Origin of the sequence: Kitasatospora sp. NPDC087271 (genome assembly GCF_044744605.1) — a bacterium.
Classification (GTDB): Bacteria; Actinomycetota; Actinomycetes; order Streptomycetales; family Streptomycetaceae; genus Kitasatospora.
The window spans coordinates 74,771-89,952 of the sequence record NZ_JBIUYQ010000002.1 but is presented as its reverse complement, the minus strand read 5'-3'; the positions used below and the strand labels follow the sequence as shown (position 1 = coordinate 89,952).

General features: G+C 74.8%; 13 protein-coding genes and 1 tRNA gene. 6 read left to right on the top strand and 8 right to left on the bottom strand.

What is annotated here, in order from left to right:
- Positions 1–59 precede the first annotated feature (59 nt).
- Positions 60–1,658 (top strand): DoxX family membrane protein, encoded by a 1,599-nt coding sequence (locus ACIO9K_RS03675; protein ID WP_363617736.1) that lies wholly within the window; start codon positions 60–62, stop codon positions 1,656–1,658.
- A gap of 119 nt (positions 1,659–1,777) precedes the next feature.
- On the opposite strand, the gene ACIO9K_RS03670 is transcribed toward ACIO9K_RS03675, so the two are convergent.
- The 3 genes from ACIO9K_RS03670 to ACIO9K_RS03660 all read right to left on the bottom strand — a co-directional run bounded on the left by ACIO9K_RS03670 (position 1,778) and on the right by ACIO9K_RS03660 (position 4,414).
- Positions 1,778–2,569, bottom strand: a complete 792-nt coding sequence (locus ACIO9K_RS03670) for a nucleotidyltransferase family protein (RefSeq protein WP_363617738.1) — start codon at positions 2,567–2,569, stop codon at positions 1,778–1,780.
- 108 nt (positions 2,570–2,677) lie between these two features.
- Entirely contained in the window at positions 2,678–3,127 is a 450-nt protein-coding gene (locus ACIO9K_RS03665; protein WP_363582339.1) for a hypothetical protein, read from the bottom strand.
- 195 nt (positions 3,128–3,322) lie between these two features.
- Positions 3,323–4,414, bottom strand: coding sequence for a sn-glycerol-3-phosphate ABC transporter ATP-binding protein UgpC (locus tag ACIO9K_RS03660; RefSeq protein WP_363582337.1), 1,092 nt, complete (start codon positions 4,412–4,414; stop codon positions 3,323–3,325).
- Between the two features lie 283 nt (positions 4,415–4,697).
- Between ACIO9K_RS03660 and ACIO9K_RS03655 the strand changes: the two genes are divergently transcribed.
- A tRNA-Thr gene (locus tag ACIO9K_RS03655) sits at positions 4,698–4,774 on the top strand.
- A gap of 96 nt (positions 4,775–4,870) precedes the next feature.
- Here ACIO9K_RS03655 and ACIO9K_RS03650 read toward each other — a convergent pair.
- Positions 4,871–5,284 (bottom strand): CU044_2847 family protein, encoded by a 414-nt coding sequence (locus tag ACIO9K_RS03650; protein WP_400326781.1) that lies wholly within the window; start codon positions 5,282–5,284, stop codon positions 4,871–4,873.
- Between the two features lie 124 nt (positions 5,285–5,408).
- On the opposite strand from ACIO9K_RS03650, the gene ACIO9K_RS03645 reads away from it, so the two are divergent.
- A complete protein-coding gene (locus tag ACIO9K_RS03645; protein WP_400326778.1) occupies positions 5,409–6,632 on the top strand; it encodes a hypothetical protein in 1,224 nt (407 codons plus the stop codon).
- Here ACIO9K_RS03645 and ACIO9K_RS03640 read toward each other — a convergent pair.
- The 3 genes from ACIO9K_RS03640 to ACIO9K_RS03630 are packed head-to-tail and all read right to left on the bottom strand — an operon-like array spanning position 6,622 to position 11,262.
- Positions 6,622–7,215 (bottom strand): NUDIX hydrolase, encoded by a 594-nt coding sequence (locus tag ACIO9K_RS03640; RefSeq protein WP_400326775.1) that lies wholly within the window; start codon positions 7,213–7,215, stop codon positions 6,622–6,624. The genes ACIO9K_RS03645 and ACIO9K_RS03640 overlap by 11 nt on opposite strands.
- Positions 7,216–7,258: 43 nt before the next feature.
- A complete protein-coding gene (locus ACIO9K_RS03635; protein ID WP_400326772.1) occupies positions 7,259–10,393 on the bottom strand; it encodes a trypsin-like peptidase domain-containing protein in 3,135 nt (1,044 codons plus the stop codon).
- Positions 10,390–11,262 (bottom strand): hypothetical protein, encoded by an 873-nt coding sequence (locus ACIO9K_RS03630; protein ID WP_400326769.1) that lies wholly within the window; start codon positions 11,260–11,262, stop codon positions 10,390–10,392. The genes ACIO9K_RS03635 and ACIO9K_RS03630 overlap by 4 nt, the downstream gene beginning before the upstream one ends.
- 202 nt (positions 11,263–11,464) lie before the next feature.
- Here ACIO9K_RS03630 and ACIO9K_RS03625 point away from each other — a divergent pair, with 202 nt between their 5' ends.
- The 3 genes from ACIO9K_RS03625 to ACIO9K_RS03615 all read left to right on the top strand — a co-directional run bounded on the left by ACIO9K_RS03625 (position 11,465) and on the right by ACIO9K_RS03615 (position 13,946).
- Positions 11,465–12,793, top strand: a complete 1,329-nt coding sequence (locus tag ACIO9K_RS03625) for an MFS transporter (protein WP_400326766.1) — start codon at positions 11,465–11,467, stop codon at positions 12,791–12,793.
- 211 nt (positions 12,794–13,004) lie between these two features.
- Positions 13,005–13,238 (top strand): hypothetical protein, encoded by a 234-nt coding sequence (locus tag ACIO9K_RS03620; protein WP_363582182.1) that lies wholly within the window; start codon positions 13,005–13,007, stop codon positions 13,236–13,238.
- Between the two features lie 162 nt (positions 13,239–13,400).
- The gene (locus ACIO9K_RS03615; RefSeq protein WP_363617768.1) at positions 13,401–13,946 is read left to right on the top strand and encodes a methylated-DNA--[protein]-cysteine S-methyltransferase; all 546 of its coding nucleotides are present in this window, start codon (positions 13,401–13,403) and stop codon (positions 13,944–13,946) included.
- A gap of 83 nt (positions 13,947–14,029) precedes the next feature.
- Here the strand turns inward: ACIO9K_RS03615 and ACIO9K_RS03610 are convergent, their stop codons facing one another.
- Entirely contained in the window at positions 14,030–15,118 is a 1,089-nt protein-coding gene (locus tag ACIO9K_RS03610) for an ATP-grasp domain-containing protein (RefSeq protein WP_400326763.1), read from the bottom strand.
- Positions 15,119–15,182: the final 64 nt, after the last annotated feature.

Sequence of the window (15,182 nt, the reverse complement as noted above, 5' to 3'; positions counted from 1 at the left end):
CCCTGTTCGGCGGCGGCAGCACCGGGATAGACGCGGGCCCCGGCCTTGACACGGTCAAGGTGCCGTCCGACCCCGCGCGCCTCAGCATCACCCAGGCGAGCTTCCGGCTCCGGCTCGGCGCCCCGGTGGCGCCGCTGATCGAGGCCCCGGCCGGACTGCTGTCCACCGGCGCCGCGTTCGGCGACCCGTACGCCAACCAGGGCCTGATCCGCCGTCCGCTGGTCACCCCGCAGGTCGTGGTGCCCGCCTCCGCCGTCCCGGCGCTCGCGGGGGCCGCCGGGGGCGGTGCGCCGCGCCGCAAGGGCCGGGTCACCGCCGTCACCTGGACCGGGCAGGCGCCCCCCGGGGACCTCGCGGCCACCCAGCTGCTGGACGCCGTCCGGCTCACCGGCTCCGGACCCGACGGCGGCGGCCCGGGCGTGTCGGACACTCGGGTGATCCCGTCCTACTCGGGCGCCCGGACCGTCCCGCGCCAGCCCCGGGAGGGTGCCGGCACCGCCACCGACGCGGGCATCGGCCCGGTCGGCGCACCGCAGGGCTGGACCCCGAGCGGCGAGCTCCCCGAGGTCTCCGCGACGGCAGCCGAGGGCAAGCAGCCCTGGTACCCCGGCCGCCGGGTCGACCTCGGCCTGGTCCTGCTGCCGCTGCGCGCCGTCCTCGGCTCGCTGTCCGTCTACGCCGGGTTCAGCAAGCTCTGCGACCCGGTCTACTTCGACGGCGGCGAGCGCGGCTCGATGATGCGCTGGCTCGCCTCGCTGCACCCCTGGAAGGTCGCCGAACCGCTGCTGGCCTTCGCCATGGCGCACCCGGTCGGTGCCGGCCTGGTGGTGTCGTTCACCCAGGTCGTGGTCGGCGTGCTGACCCTCCTCGGCCTCTGGCAGCGGCTCGCGGCCGGGGCGGCGATGCTCCTCTCCGCCGCGCTGCTGTTCACCGTCAGCTGGCGGGCCGTGCCGGTCTACGACACCCCCGACCTGATCTTCCTGGCGGCCTGGAGCCCGCTGCTGATCGCCGGAGCGCCGTTCGCCTCCCTGGACGGGCGGCTCAACCTGGAGGCCTGGCGGCGCTACGGCGCCGACGCGCCCGCCGCGCTGCGCCGCCGGGTGCTGCGCCGCGGCACGGTGGTCACCACGGTCGTGGTCGGGGCGACCCTGCTGCTCGGCTCGATGCTCGGCGCGGCGGTGCGGACCGGGGCCCGGACGCACCAGGCACCGGCCCGTCCGGCCACCGACTACGGCACGCCGGTCTGGCCCAGCGGCGCCCCGACCGGCACCCCGGGCGGCCAGGGCTCGTCCACCTCGCCCTCGCCCGCCCCGCGCCCGGCCACCCCCACGCCGAGCCCGACCACCCCGCCCTCCTCCGCCCCGGCAACCCGCCCAGGCAGCCCGACGCCGAGCGGCAAGGGGCACTCCACCAAGGCGGAGACCGGGGCCGGCACGACCCCGACCCCCGCCGCGCCGTCCGCCGCCGCGCCGTCGGCCGGTTCCTCGCCCGCCCAGCGCAGCACCCCGGCCCCCGCCGGCTCGGGGGCGGCGTCCAAGCCCAGCCCGAGCTCGGGGGCGAGCCCCGGGCTGCTCGGCGGGGTGCTGGGCAGCGGCCCGCTCGCCGACCTGTCCGGCGGCGCCCGCTCCTCCCACCCGGGGGCGCCCACGTCCACCTGACGGCCCGTGGACGCGATCGGCCGGGTGCTCCTTGGCGGAGCACCCGGCCGATCGTCGTGCGCAGAGGGCTGAGGTCTGAGGTGCTGGGGCGCGGGTGCTGGGGGGCCCGGGGGCGGCGGTTACTGCGGTGTGCGGCCGGCCCCGGAGGCGAGCTCCTTGGCCGCCTCGGTGAGGTCCTTCGCGGTGTCGATGGCGCGCCAGTACACGCCCTGCGGCAGCTGGTAGCCCGCCAGCCGCTTGCTGCGCGCCAGCTGCGGGAACGTGGTGCGCTCGTGGTCGCCCACGTCCGGCAGCAGCTCGGCGAACTCCGGGCTGAACACGTACAGCCCGGCGTTGATCAGGAACGGCGAGGGCGGCGCCTCGATGAAGTCCAGCACGTTGCCGAACTGGTCGGTCTCCACCGCCCCCCACGGGATCCGCGGCCGGGCCAGCGCGAGCGTCGCGACGGCGTCCCGCTCGTGGTGGAAGGCGGCCATGTCGCGCAGGCTGAACCGGGTCCAGATGTCGCCGTTGGTGGCGTACCAGGGCTCGTCCGGGCGGGGCAGCGCCTTGGCCGCGTACTTGAGGCCGCCGCCGCGTCCGAGCGGCTCCTCCTCGACCACCGTGCGCACGCGCAGCGGCAGATCCGCCTTGTCGAGCCACTCCTCCAGCACGGCGGCGAGGTGCCCGCAGGAGACCACCGCGTCGGTGACGCCCTCGGAGGCCAGCCAGGCCAGCTGGTGGCCGAGGATCGGCGTGCCCGTCCCGGGGATCTCGACCAGCGGCTTCGGGCGGTCGTCCGTGTAGGGCCGCAGCCGCGAGCCCTGGCCGCCGGCCAGGATCACGGCCTGGGTGACGGGCGTCGTGGTCGGCCGGGACGGGTGGGTCGGCGGGGACGCGAGGTCGGCGGTGGGGCCGGAGTCAGCGGTCATGCCTGAAGAATAGGGCGCCCACAGGGGGTGGGAACCCGAGGCCGCGGGCGCCGTCGGCCCGCGGCTGCCGGTGGGCCCGACGGCCTCGTCGGCCCGCGGCCGAGGGGGTCAGCCGGCGATGCCCGCCGCGAACGACCCGTCGCAGACCGGGCGGGCGAAGGACCGGGCCCGCTGGACGTCGCCCTGGTACTTGCGCACCGCCGCCTTGCCCAGCTCTCCGGCGAGCGAGGTGCAGTACGGCGTCAGCGACGGCTGTTCGCGCATCGAGCGCTCCAGCAGGTCCAGCGCGGCGGACGGGTTCTTGGCCCGCAGCTCGTCCAGCAGCACCACCCGCAGCGACTCCTGCGGGGCGAGCCCGTCCGGGGACGTGCCCGCGGTGGCGGTGGCGGAACGCCCGATCCCGGTGCCGTCACCACTGGACGCCGCCACGACCTGCTGGTCGAGGTTGGTCGGCGGGGCCCATGGCACCCGGGTCACGGCGAGGGTGCCGGTGGTCACCAGGACGACCGGCAGGGTCAGGGCGACGGTCTGGCCGATACGGCGTACAAGCTGCTTCACCCTCAGGAGAGTAGCGGTGGGTACGGGTCGGATCGCCCTCCGTGACACCATCGAGTGACACCGTGTCCGGGTTCGTCCCCCCACCGTGTTGACGCGGGGGTGTACGGACGGAGCCCGCCGGACCAGGAATGGTCCGACGGGCTCCGTCGTGCCGGCTTGCCCTGCCGGTCGACCGACCGGCAGGGCGCGCCGTGCTCAGCTGCTCAGACGGGCGCCCGAGCTGGTCGAGAACACGTGGGTCTCGTTGGCGATCGGCACGACGTGGATCGTCTCGCCACGGGCCGGGATCTGCCGGCCGTGCACGCGGACGACCAGCTCCTTGTCCTCGCCGCCGATCTTGGTGGTGCCGTACACGAAGCCGTCGGAGCCGAGCTCCTCGACGACGTTCACCGTCACCGCGACACCCTCGATGCCGCCCGCCGGGACGATCTCGAAGTGCTCCGGGCGGATGCCGACCGTCACCGACTTGTCGGTGCCGGCGCCGGCCAGGTCGTCGCGCGAGACGTTGACCACCGAGCCGCCGAACTTCACGCCGCCGTCCACCAGCGGGACCTCGACCAGGTTCATCGCGGGCGAGCCGATGAAGCCGGCCACGAACAGGTTGGAGGGCCGGTCGTACATGTTGCGCGGGGTGTCGACCTGCTGGAGCACGCCGCCCTTGAGCACCGCGACCCGGTCGCCCATGGTGAGCGCCTCGGTCTGGTCGTGGGTGACGTACACCGTCGTGATGCCCAGGCGGCGCTGGAGGCCGGCGATCTGGGTACGGGTCGAGACGCGCAGCTTCGCGTCCAGGTTCGACAGCGGCTCGTCCATCAGGAAGACCTGCGGCTGGCGCACGATCGCGCGGCCCATCGCGACACGCTGCCGCTGACCACCCGACAGCGCCTTCGGCTTGCGGTCCAGGTACTCCGTCAGGTCGAGGATCTTCGCGGCCTCCTCGACCTTGGTGCGGATCTCCGCCTTGTTCACGCCGGCGATCTTGAGCGCGAAGCCCATGTTCTCGGCGACGGTCATGTGCGGGTACAGCGCGTAGTTCTGGAACACCATGGCGATGTCCCGGTCCTTCGGCGGCAGGTGCGTGACGTCCCGGTCACCGATCCGGATGGAGCCGCTGTTGACGTCCTCCAGACCGGCCAGCATGCGCAGGCTGGTCGACTTGCCGCAGCCCGAGGGGCCGACCAGCACGAGGAACTCGCCGTCCGCGATCTCCAGGTCCAGCGCGTCCACCGAGGGCTTGTCCGCCCCGGGGTAGACACGGGTCGCCTGGTCGTATGTGACAGAAGCCATGGTTGTTCTCTCCTTCACCGGCAGGAACGTGCCGGACGATCCGAGTAAAGGGGCGTTCGTTCGCCTCCGTCAGCCCGCCCAGTGGTCTGAACCACCTCACGAACCGACTCCGGGCGACGCTACCTGCGCCTCCGCCGCTTGTCAGCCCCCAGCCCGCCCGATTTCGGCATCGGTTCCATCACGCCCACCCAGCCCGCCAACCCCCGGATATCCCCCCACCCCACCTGCCGGGCCCGGTAGACTGCCCCCGGTGCCGCCGTGATCCCTCGCGGACGGTCACCGTGCCTCCTTAGCTCAGCTGGCCAGAGCACCGCTCTTGTAAAGCGGGGGTCGTCGGTTCGAACCCGACAGGGGGCTCCACGCGGAAGGGCCAGCTCACCGGAGTGATCCGGCGGAGCTGGCCCTTCGTCGTTGCCGGGGCGTGTCGCAGGCCGTGGGGTGGTGCGTGGCGGTCGATCAGGTGGGTTCGGGTGCGGATTCGCCCGGTTCGCCGGATTCGGCGGGTTCGTTCGAGTCATCGGAATCCTCCGATTCCTCCGGTTCGTTCGGCGGGCCGGAAAGGGCGGTCTCGCCGCTTTTCCGCCAGGTCGCCGTCACCTTCAGGCTGGCCTTTCCGTCGACTCCCGTCACCGCGCTCACGAGGACTCCCGTCTTGACGGAGAGCTCGATTCCGAATTCGAGCGTGAATTCGTCGGGGGCGGCCGCCCGCAGGCCGGATCGCACGTTGCCGACCACGGTCTGGAGGGTGCTCGCGAGGTCGTCCAGCTGGTAGCTGGGGCGGCGCAGGGCGACGTCCCTGGGCCCGCGCTGCTCCTCGATGCGGGCCCAGAATGTCCCCTCGGGCGTCACTACTTGGACAAGCTCCGACATTTCTCCTCCAAGGGGTGCCGTTGCCGGGGTCGAATTGCCGGAAAACCGGTGACCGGCCCGGGCCGTGGGCCTATCCTTCTTCTTCGCGAGGGGAACTGTATCGGGCGCCGAGGGGTGGCAGGCCATGGATATGGGACAGCGGGCGGCGGGTACCGAACGCATCTACCTCTCCGATGTGGAGCCGCACGCGGCGGCGCCGATCGACCGGGCCTCGGACCTGCGGTCGCGGGTCCTGCTGCATGTCCTCTTCGCCGACACCCTGCTGATCGGCGACTCGCAGGGCCTCAACAACAGGTACTTCCGAGCGCTCGTCGACGTCGAGGAGGCGCGGAAGGTCCGCTGGTCCCCGGGTACGGCGGCGCTCTCGGACTTCGGCGCCCTCCTGGAGGCAGGCCGGCTGCGGGTCGCGCTGCGGGCGGGTGGGACCCTGCACCGGATCAGCGACGGCCACCGGGCCGAGGGCGTGGAGAACGCGCCCGACGTCCCCTACGTGGAGCGGCTGACCGGGGTGTCGTCCGCGCACACGGTGCCGTACGACGGGTCGGCTGTCGCCGCCGCGTTCAAGTCCGGTGTCCTGACGCGGATCGAGGCCGCCGAGCGGGACTTCGCCGGGAGCGCGCGGGAGGCCCTCGAAGCCGCGCGCGCCTGGGTCTCCGAGCAGGATCCGCTGCTCTACAAGCAACTCCGGGACTGGCTGGCCGGCTACCGGAGCGCGCGCCCGGGGGGCAGCGCCGAACTCGTCCTCGTGCTCCAGTCGGTGGACGACTGGGCCGGCGAGTCCTACCGGCGGGCGCTGCCGCAGGCCCTGGGCGTCGGCATGGCCGGCCCGCGCGACGGCGAGGGCACCATCCCGGTCTTCCGGAGCCGGCGACTCGTCGAGTACGCGGGGTTCCCGGCGGTGATGCTCGACAACCTGCTGCTGTCCCAACTCCCGGTGGAGGTGGTGTTCGAGGCGATCGAGCAGCCCTCCCGGGTGGCCCTGGTCGCGGAGTTGGGGCGGCTGCGCCGGGGGATCCAGCCGGACACGGCGGTACTGCGTTCGGCGGTCGACGAGTTCAGCTCGTGGACGCTGGAGGCGTTCGAGCGCACCTTCCGCCGTGTCGGGGGTCTGGCGTGGGAGCACTTGCGGGGCGAGGTCCGGCTGATGCGCTTCGGGCTGGACGAGGACCCGGTCGCCGGTCGGCTGGGGGCCGGCCTGGAGGTGGTCTCCCCGGCGACCGACGGCGTTCGCGACCTGTCGCTCCACGTGGTGAACGGCCCGGGTGCGGCGGGCCCGGACCCGCAGCGCCGGGCCCAGCCGCGGCCGTTGCGCGAGCTCGATCCCTTCGAGCGGGTGGTCACCCTCTGACGATCCCGGTCTGCGGGTCGGGGTGGGCCTGGAGGAGGGCGAAGGCGGCCAGGGTGACGCCGCAGGTGATCCGGCCCTGCCGCAGCCAGCGCGCCATCAGGTCGGGGGAGACCCAGACCGGGTCGGTCACCGATTCCATGGCCTCCGGACGGGCGGTGGCGGTGCCCCCGGGGAGCACGGTGGCGCGGCAGACGTGGATGCCGTTCTCGATCAGGCCGGTGTCCGCGTGGATCAGGCCGAGGCTCTCCATGGTGGAGGCGATGAGGCCGGTCTCCTCCCTGAGCTCGCGCGCGGCGGCCTCCTCCGGGGGTTCGCCGGGCTCGCAGCCGCCGCGCGGGAACTCCAGCGAGGCGGCGCCGACCGGGTAGCGGTAGGAGGGCACCAGCGCGATGCCGTCGGGGCCGGTCGCCACCACGACGACGCCGGTCTGCGACCACTGCCACCGGAGGTAGTTGCCGGCCGTGCCGCCCGGGGCGACGACCTCGTCGTTGTAGAGCCGGCCGAAGCGGTTCCCGAAGACCTCGACGGCCTGGCGGCGTCGGATCGGGGCGGGCGCGGCGAGGTCCTGAGAGTCCGTGGGCATCATGCTCCTACCTGCCGTCGTAGGGCCGCAGGTGGCGACGGCCTCACCTGCCATGATTGCCCATGGTCGCCAGCTGCTCCACCCAGTGTGCGCGCTCGTCGGTGAACTCGGTTATCTCCGAGGAGAGTTGGACCAGCATCCGGAGCGAGGACCGTTGTGCGGCGAGCCGTTGCCGGTCGCCGGGCGGAAGGGCAGCGCGCAGCTGTGCGGCCTCCCGCAGCGCGCGGTACGCCTCGTCGTCCCGTCCGGCCCGGACGAGGCCGATCGCCTGCCGGTGCAACGCCTCCGGGAGCCTGGCCAGGTAGCGGCCGGGCTGCTGGTCGGCGAGCTCGCGCAGCAGCGCGAGCGCCCGGTAGCCGGCCGCCACCGCCTCGACGGGCCGGCCGGCCAGTTGCCCACACCGGGCGAGGAGTTGGAGACAGGTCAGCAGGGTGTCGTCCTGCCGGGCTCCCGGTTCGGCCTCCTCGCACAGCTCGACGCCGTGCGCGGCCGCGTCGAGGGCGGCGCTCACCTGGCCGTCCTCCATCCGCACCAGGGCCAGGGTGCTCAGCGCCGTCGCGGTGTCCAGGAGGTACGTCTGGCGCAGGGTGTCGTCCCCGTCCGCCCCGGCGAGGAGTTCCTCGTAGTGGGCGACGGCCGACCTGGCGTGTTCGAGCGCCGGTTCGGTCCGGTGGGCGCGGTGCAGCAGGAGGCTCACGTTGTGGAGCGCCCTCGCGTACTCGGGGAGGTGGCGTCCGGTCTGCCGGACGAGGTCCCGGCTGAGGCGGACGGCCTGCTGGGCGGCGGTCAGCGCCGAGTCGCCGGGGCGGACGCCGTCCGCGCCGAGTCCGCCGGGGGCGGGTCCGTCCACGGCGGGTCCGTCCGGGGCCGGTCCGTCCGGGGCCGGTCCGTCCGGGGCCGGTCCGTCCGCGGCGGTCTCGTCGAGCCGGAGGCTGTAGCTGATGAGGCGGCGCAGCCTGCGCAGCTGGTCCTCCTCGCCGAATTCGGGGTCCGGCTGGTCCAGCAGGCGCTTCAGGACCAGCGCCGCCACCGGCGACATGCTGGAGGGGTAGCCGGGCAGCCGGCTCTCGACGGCGGCGAGGACATCCGGTCCGCACGCCCGTACGGCGGGCAGCATGAGGGCCGCCAGCGGTTCGGCGTGCGGCAGTACGGCGCCGTTGGCGGCCAGGGCCGGCAGGAGCGCGTCGGGCCGCTCGGCGATGCTCCGGGCCAGTGCGGCGTCCAGGGCCGGGTGGGCGGGGTGGTCCACGACCCGCCCCACCCCGGTGCAGCCGCGGGCGCGGGCGAGGATCTCCACGGTCTCGGTGGCCGCCGCGATCCGCTGCTGCGGCGAGGCGGGGTGCGGCGGGTCCAGCAGGGCGAGCAGGTACTCCTCGGAGCGCCCCGAGCTCTCCGGCGTACTCAGCACCCGCCGGACCAGGATCTCGCCGATCCGGCTCGGGCCGACGGGGGCGACCAGGCCGTCCTCGGCCGGGTAGAGCATGCGCAGGAGGGCGTTGACGACGTTCATGTTGAGGGGCGGATGGTGGGGGAACGCCTCGGCCCGGACTCGCTCCAGCAGGGCGATCAGCCGGTCCGAGCGTCGCCCGGGGGCGAGGACCGGGACGAGGAGGAGCCCTTCCGCCAGGAGCCGGCCGGCCTCGCCGGCCAGGGCCGGCTCCGCGGGCAGCCACGCCGTGAGCTGCGCGTGCCAGACCCGGACCTCGTGGTCGCAGAGCCGTTCGAGCGGATCTCCGTGCCCGGACCAGCTGCTTCCCCGGGCGAGGGTGAGGACGGCGTCCAGCGCGAGTGCCAGCACGCCGAGCAGCGAGTCCTCCCGCCCGGCGCGCGACGGAAGGCTCCTCGGTACGGGCAGGCGGTCGTGGCCGAGTCGTCGGGCGAAGACCTCGAAGGCCGAGACGACCAGCGCGGCGGGCGAGGCGTCCCCGGCGGTGGCGGTGGCGGTGGCGGCGGAGGGGACGGAGGGGATCGTCCTGGGGAGTTCCACGACGCTGGCGTCGGCCAGTGCCCAGTCGTCGACGCCGCTCTGCAGCGCCCGCCAGAAGGGCTCGGCCGTGCGGGCGAGCAGCAGCAGGCGCAGCCGGGGCTGCTCGGGCCCGAACCGCGAGACGTGGTCCACCAGGGTGCGGATGTCCTCCAGCCGGGCCTGGGCGTAGTCGAAGACGGCGAGGACCGCCAGACCGTCGTCGAGGGCGGTGGTCAGCTCGTCCAGCCACCCCGCCCCCGCGAGGCTGCTGCGCTGCACGAAGCCCGCGAGCCAGCCGTCCTCGGTCATCAGCCGGCACAGCTCGGCGGCGAGCCTGGTCTTGCCGGAGCCGCCCGGCGCGTGGAGCAGGCGCAGCAGCAGCGGGGTCCCGTCGGCGCACCAGGCCCGCAGTTCGGCGAGTTCCGGGCGGTCCACGAAGGGCATCGCGCCCTGCGTCAGCAGCTGGGCGGGGGTCGGCCGGGGCGTCTGGCGGGGGCGGTGGTGTCCGTACGCCCCGAAGAGCCGGACCTGGCGCCCGGCCCGGTCCATCGCCAGGTCGTACCAGGCCGTGCCGGGCCGGTGGCCGAGTCCGTTGCGCCGGGCCAGTTCGGGGAAGCAGGTCCGCACCGCGTCGACGGGGACCATCCAGCCGCCCAGGACGGCCGTCTCGTCGCGGGAGGTCTTGAGCACTCCGCACACCCGCCCGGTGGCGGGGTCGAGCACGAGGCCGCCGCTGAACCCCTGGACGACCTGGTCGCTCTTGAGCCGGACGAAGTGGCCGGCTTCGCCGGAGCGGCCGACGACGGAGAGGTACAGGGTGTCCCGGTGGGTGCCGGCGTCCAGGGTCGCGTCGCTGAATCCGTGGACGATCACGTCCGAGCCGCCGGGGGGCACCTGGTCGGCGAGCCAGACGCCTGCGGTGTCCAGCGGTTCGGGGAGCCGGAGCACCGCGAGGTCCGGGTACGCGTAGATGCCGCCGTCCGGGTCCTGCCGCGGTTCCCGGGCGACCACCTCGGCCCGGAGCGTGCGCCCGTGCACCGTCACCGCCGGGTGCGGGTCGGAGCGGACGACGTGGGCGCAGGTCAGCACGGTGTCGGGGGCGACCAGGAAGCCGGTGCCGGAGCTCTCCGCGGTCTCGATCAGCACCGCTTGTTCCGTGGCGAGTCGGCTGACGGCCTCCCGGCGCCGCCGGGTCTCGTTGTCGGGGATCACTCGGGGTCCCTTCGATCGGGGGTGCCAGGGTGTCGTGCCCGGCCGTCGGAATCCAGTGACGGAGGTGCGCCGGGCCGTAGCTGACGCAGGGTCCAGCCGTGGGCGCCGGGGGTCAAGGGGGTGGTGTGGGCGGTGAGGAGTTCGGCGGCGCGGCGGTAGGAGAGGCGGGCGCGGCCGGTGTGGGGGCAGCGGTCGGGGGCGGGGGTGCCGGCGGGGGCGCGGCGGTCGGTGAGGAAGAGCGGGCCGGTGGTGCGCCCGGCGACGAGGAGGGGGAGCAGCCGGGCGGTGCCGCTCCGCCAGTGGACGGGGGTGCGGCCGGGCCGGTGGAGGGTGCGGTGCCGGGGCAGGTCGAGATCGTCGGTGTCGAGGGCGAGGACGGTGTCGATGGCGGCGCCGGATTCGTGGAGCAGGTGCCAGAGCGACTGTTCGCGCAGGGGCGCGCGGAGGGTGAAGAGGGCGCGCAGGTCGTCGGGTGCCAGGGGAGTGACGGTCGGTCCGGGCCGCGGGCCGGGGTGCAGGTCGGTGGTGGGGTCGTCGTCGAGCCAGCGCTGGGCCCGCCACCAGGCCACGGCGGCGCGCAGAGTGGAGAGTTCGCGGTTGAGTGTGCGTGGGTCGGTGTCGGCGCGGCGGCGGTCGGCGGCGGTGCGCAGGCGGCGGGCGGCGTCCGGGTGGTCGAGCAGGGCGAGCGGGAGGACGGGCGGCCGGGCGCGCCGCCGTTCGGGGCCGGTGGGGGCGGGGCGGTCGGCGAGGGCCCAGGCCCAGGTGTTCAGGGCGATCCGGTAGATCCGCCGGGAGCCTTCGGCGAGCCCGGAGGCGGCCAGGTAGCGCTCGACGGCGACGGCGTACTCGACCGGGGGGAGCTCTGCCATGGCTGGGCCTCTTCCGCAGTAAATCAACTCGGATCGGACCCCTGAAGGCTATCTTCGAAGCGCAGTAAATCGCAGGTGAACAGCCGTTTTTGGGGCCGTTTACTGCGGCAGCTGGCAGAGCGTGAAATGTTGAGGCAAAAAGACTCAACTTTTCCCCGGAAACCCTTGAACGCCGTTCCCGTCCGGAGGCAGACTGCCGCCCATGGCAGTGGATGCGGAACGGATCCCGGCCCGCCGCCGGCGGCTGGGAGACCGGCTCGCCGTGCTGGGCGAGCGCGATTTCGCGTGGTTCTTCGTCGGCTACTCGACCTCCCTCCTCAGCTCCTCGATGGCGCCGGTGGCGGTGGCCTTCGCGGTGCTCGACGGCGGCGGCGGCGGAACCGACCTGGGGTGGGTGATGGCGGCCCGGATCCTGCCGGTGGTGCTGGTGCTGCTGGCCGGCGGGGTGATCGCGGACCGGTTCGGCAGCCGCCGGGTGATGCTGGGCTCGGACGTCCTGCGCGGGCTCGTCCAGGCGGTGTTCGCCGCGCTGCTGACGGCCGGGCGGGCGCCGGTCTGGGCGATGGTCGCGCTGGTGGCGGTGTGGGGGATCGGGGAGGGGCTGTTCCTGCCGGCGCTCGGGGCGATCGTGCCCGGCCTGGTGCGCCGGAAGGAGCTCCTGGCCGACGCGAACACCCTGCTGGGGCTGGCCCGTTCGGTGGCCACGGTGGCCGGGCCCGCGACGGCCGGCCTGGTGACGGCGACGCAGGGCCCGGCGGTGGTCCTGCTGGTCGACGCGGTGACGTACGGCGTCGGCGCGTTCGCCCTGGCCAGGCTCCGGCTGCCCGACCGGGCGGCGAACGCGGCCGGAGGCGAGCAGTCGATGCTCGCCGAACTGCGGGCCGGCTGGTCGGAGTTCGCCTCCCGGCCGTGGTTCTGGATCACCACCGTCCAGATGGGCCTGTTCAACCTGCTGGTCTGGGCGCCGTTCCTGGTGCTCGGCCCGCTCACCGCGCAGCGGGACCTCGGCGGCGCCCGGGCCTGGGGTCTGGTGATGGGGGTGTACGGCGTCGGCGCGGTGCTGGGCGGGCTGGTGATGCTCGGGCGCCGGCCCGAGCGGCCGCTCGCGGTGGCCACCGTGGCCACGCTGGCCTGGGCGCTGCCCTCCGCCGCGCTCGCGGCCGGTGCGCCGCTGCCGTGGGTGGTGGCCGGCGCGCTGGTGGCGGGGGTCGGCTCGGCGGTCAGCGGGACGCTGCTCAGCACGACGATGCAGAGCTGGGTGCCGCCGGAGGTGCTCGGCCGGGTCAACTCCTTCGGGGCGCTCGGCGCGTTCGTGCTGGGGCCGCTCGGGCTGGCGGCGGCCGGACCGGCGGCGGACCGGATCGGCGTGGACAAGGTGCTGCTGCTCGGTGCGGTCTGGCAACTTGCGGCCGGTACGGTGGTGTTGGCGGTGCCGGCGGTCCGGAACCGCCGGTGGGAGGGGAGCCGGCACGGCGAGGGCGGGCGTCAGGGCGGGGACGGGCGTCACGGCGACCAGGAGGGCGCGCCCTGACCCGCGCTGGTCCGACCTTCCCGGGATCCGCCGACCACCCGCCCCCGAACGGCTCCGGGGCGCACCCCCGGCCCCGGTGCGGCCCACCGCGCCCGGCCGGCTCCGGAGCGCGACCAGGTCCGGACGCCGCACCCCCGCCGCCCGCGGCGGGCGCCGCGGCCGGGCCGGTCGTACCGTGGAGGGAGTGGGGGTGGACGGAGGAGGTTTGACCATGCCCGGTTCGCTCACCATCAGCCACCACGAGTCCGCGGCCACCCTGGACCGCACGGACGCCGATCGGCTCGCCACCGTACTGGCGGAGCTGGCGTACCTGCTGGAGATCCCGGGGCCGAACCGGATCAACGACGCGCAGCTCACCCTGCTGTGCGAGGGCCGGGCGCCGGACCGCGCCGAGCTGTCGCACTGGTCCCGGGCGCTCGCGGCCGAGCTGAAGGGGCGGCGCTGACGGCCCCGGTGCCCGCCGCAGCCGACGGTTCCGGTGCCCGCCGACGCCGGAGGCGCGCCGCCCCGCCCGCCGTACGATGGCGTGCGGGGCGGGCGGACGTCGTGCGCCCCGCGGGCGCCGGGGTGGCCGGCGGCCGGTCCGGCGGAGGGTGGGGGCCCGAGCGTGCCGCAGTCCTGGTCGATGTCCTGGCTGACCGTGGAGACGCCGCTGCCCAGCGGCCCGATGCACATCGCCGTGACGCCGCTGGGCGTGGCGGCGGCCGGGTACGGCGGGCGGGACGGCGAACTGCCGCCGTGCACCGACGCGTCGAAGACCGCCGCCGTCCGGGACCGGATCGGCGCCTATCTGGCGGGCCGCAGCCGTGAGTTGGGCCTGCCGATCGACTGGAGCCTGAGCTCCGGCCCGCACCGCACCGTGCTGCGCACGCTCTGGCGGGAGGTGCCGTACGGCCGGACCATCACCTACGGTGAACTGGCGGCCCTCAGCGGGGTGTTCGAGGACGTGGCCGAGCCCGGTCTGGCGGCGCGGACGGTCGGCCAGATGATGGCCGCCAATCCCGTCGCCCTGCTGGTGCCCTGCCACCGGGTGGTGGCGGCGGACGGGATCGGCGGCTTCGGCGGCGGCCGGGTGGGGATCGACGTGAAGCGCTGGCTGCTCACCCTGGAGGGCGTGCTGGAGCCGACGCTCGACTGGAACGGCCCGCTGTAGCACCGGGGTTGCCGCCGGTGCGGCCGCGTCGAGCCGCGTGTCGCGGGTGAGCCCCGCACGAGCCGCCCGCCGTCGCGTCCGGGCTACCGCTGCCGGACGAGGGAGACCGGGGCGGGCGCCCGGCGCTGTAGCACCGGCTGGATGCCGGAGACCAGCGTGTACTCGACGCCGTGCACGTCCGGATCCACCCCGGTGGGCTCCGGCCGTTCGCCGAGCGCCAGCCGGACGGCGTCCCAGGGCAGGTTGAGGCCGCACAGCCGCAGCTGGTGGAGCCCGGCGGCGGGCCGGGTGTTGACGTCGATCACCACCGGTCGCCCGGCCAGTTCGCGGAACTGGATGTTGGACAGGTACGCCATCCGGCTCGCCCCGACCAGGCGCCGGACCGGCTCCAGGTACCGCGGATCGGTGGTGAAGCCGCGGCGGCGGCCCGCCTTGGTGCGGCCGACCACGGTGAGCGGGTGGCCGTCCCGGTCGGCGAGGCAGTCCACCGAGACCTCCGGCCCGTCCAGGTAGGGCATCACCAGCAGGTCGACGGGCTCGTCCCCCGCGTCCTCCTCGCCCCCCGCGCCCGGTCGGGCGGACAGGGCGGCGGCCACCTGCTCGACCTGGACCCGGTGGTCCCAGCCGTGAAGCCGCCGCGGCCCGTACGGCTCCCGGGTGAGCACCCGGAAGCCCGCGCCGCCCGCGCCGGTGGTGGGTTTGAGGCAGGCGGTGTGCCCGGCGGCCTCGATCCGGTCGACGGCGTCGAGCAGTTCGTCGGCGGTGCGCACCCGCCACCAGGGCGGGGTGGGCAGTCCGGCGGCGGTGATCGCCCGGTAGCCGTCGGCCTTGCTGGTGTAGGTGGCGATGGCGGTGGCCGGCGGGCAGAGCAGGGTGGTGCCGATCGCCTCGAACTCCGGCCGGGCGAGGGCGATGGCGAGCTGGTGCAGCTGCGGGAGGAAGACGGTTATGGAGTGACGGGCGCAGTAGTCGAGCGCGTAGCCGACGTAGGCGTCGGCGGGCAGGTCGGCGGGTTCCAGGGTGCCGTGGTCGGCGGCGGCGAGCACCGGGGAGTCGGGGTCGGCGTGGGTCGCGTGCACCGCCACCGGGCGAGGGGCGGTGCGGAGTTGTTCGATGAAGAAGACGTTCTCGGCGTAGGTGCGGTTGAGCCAGACACGGACGGGGGCTGGCAAGACTGCCTCCCAGGGCATGGGGTGACGAAGGGTCAGGGCTCGTGGTCGGCCGTGCTCGTCAACT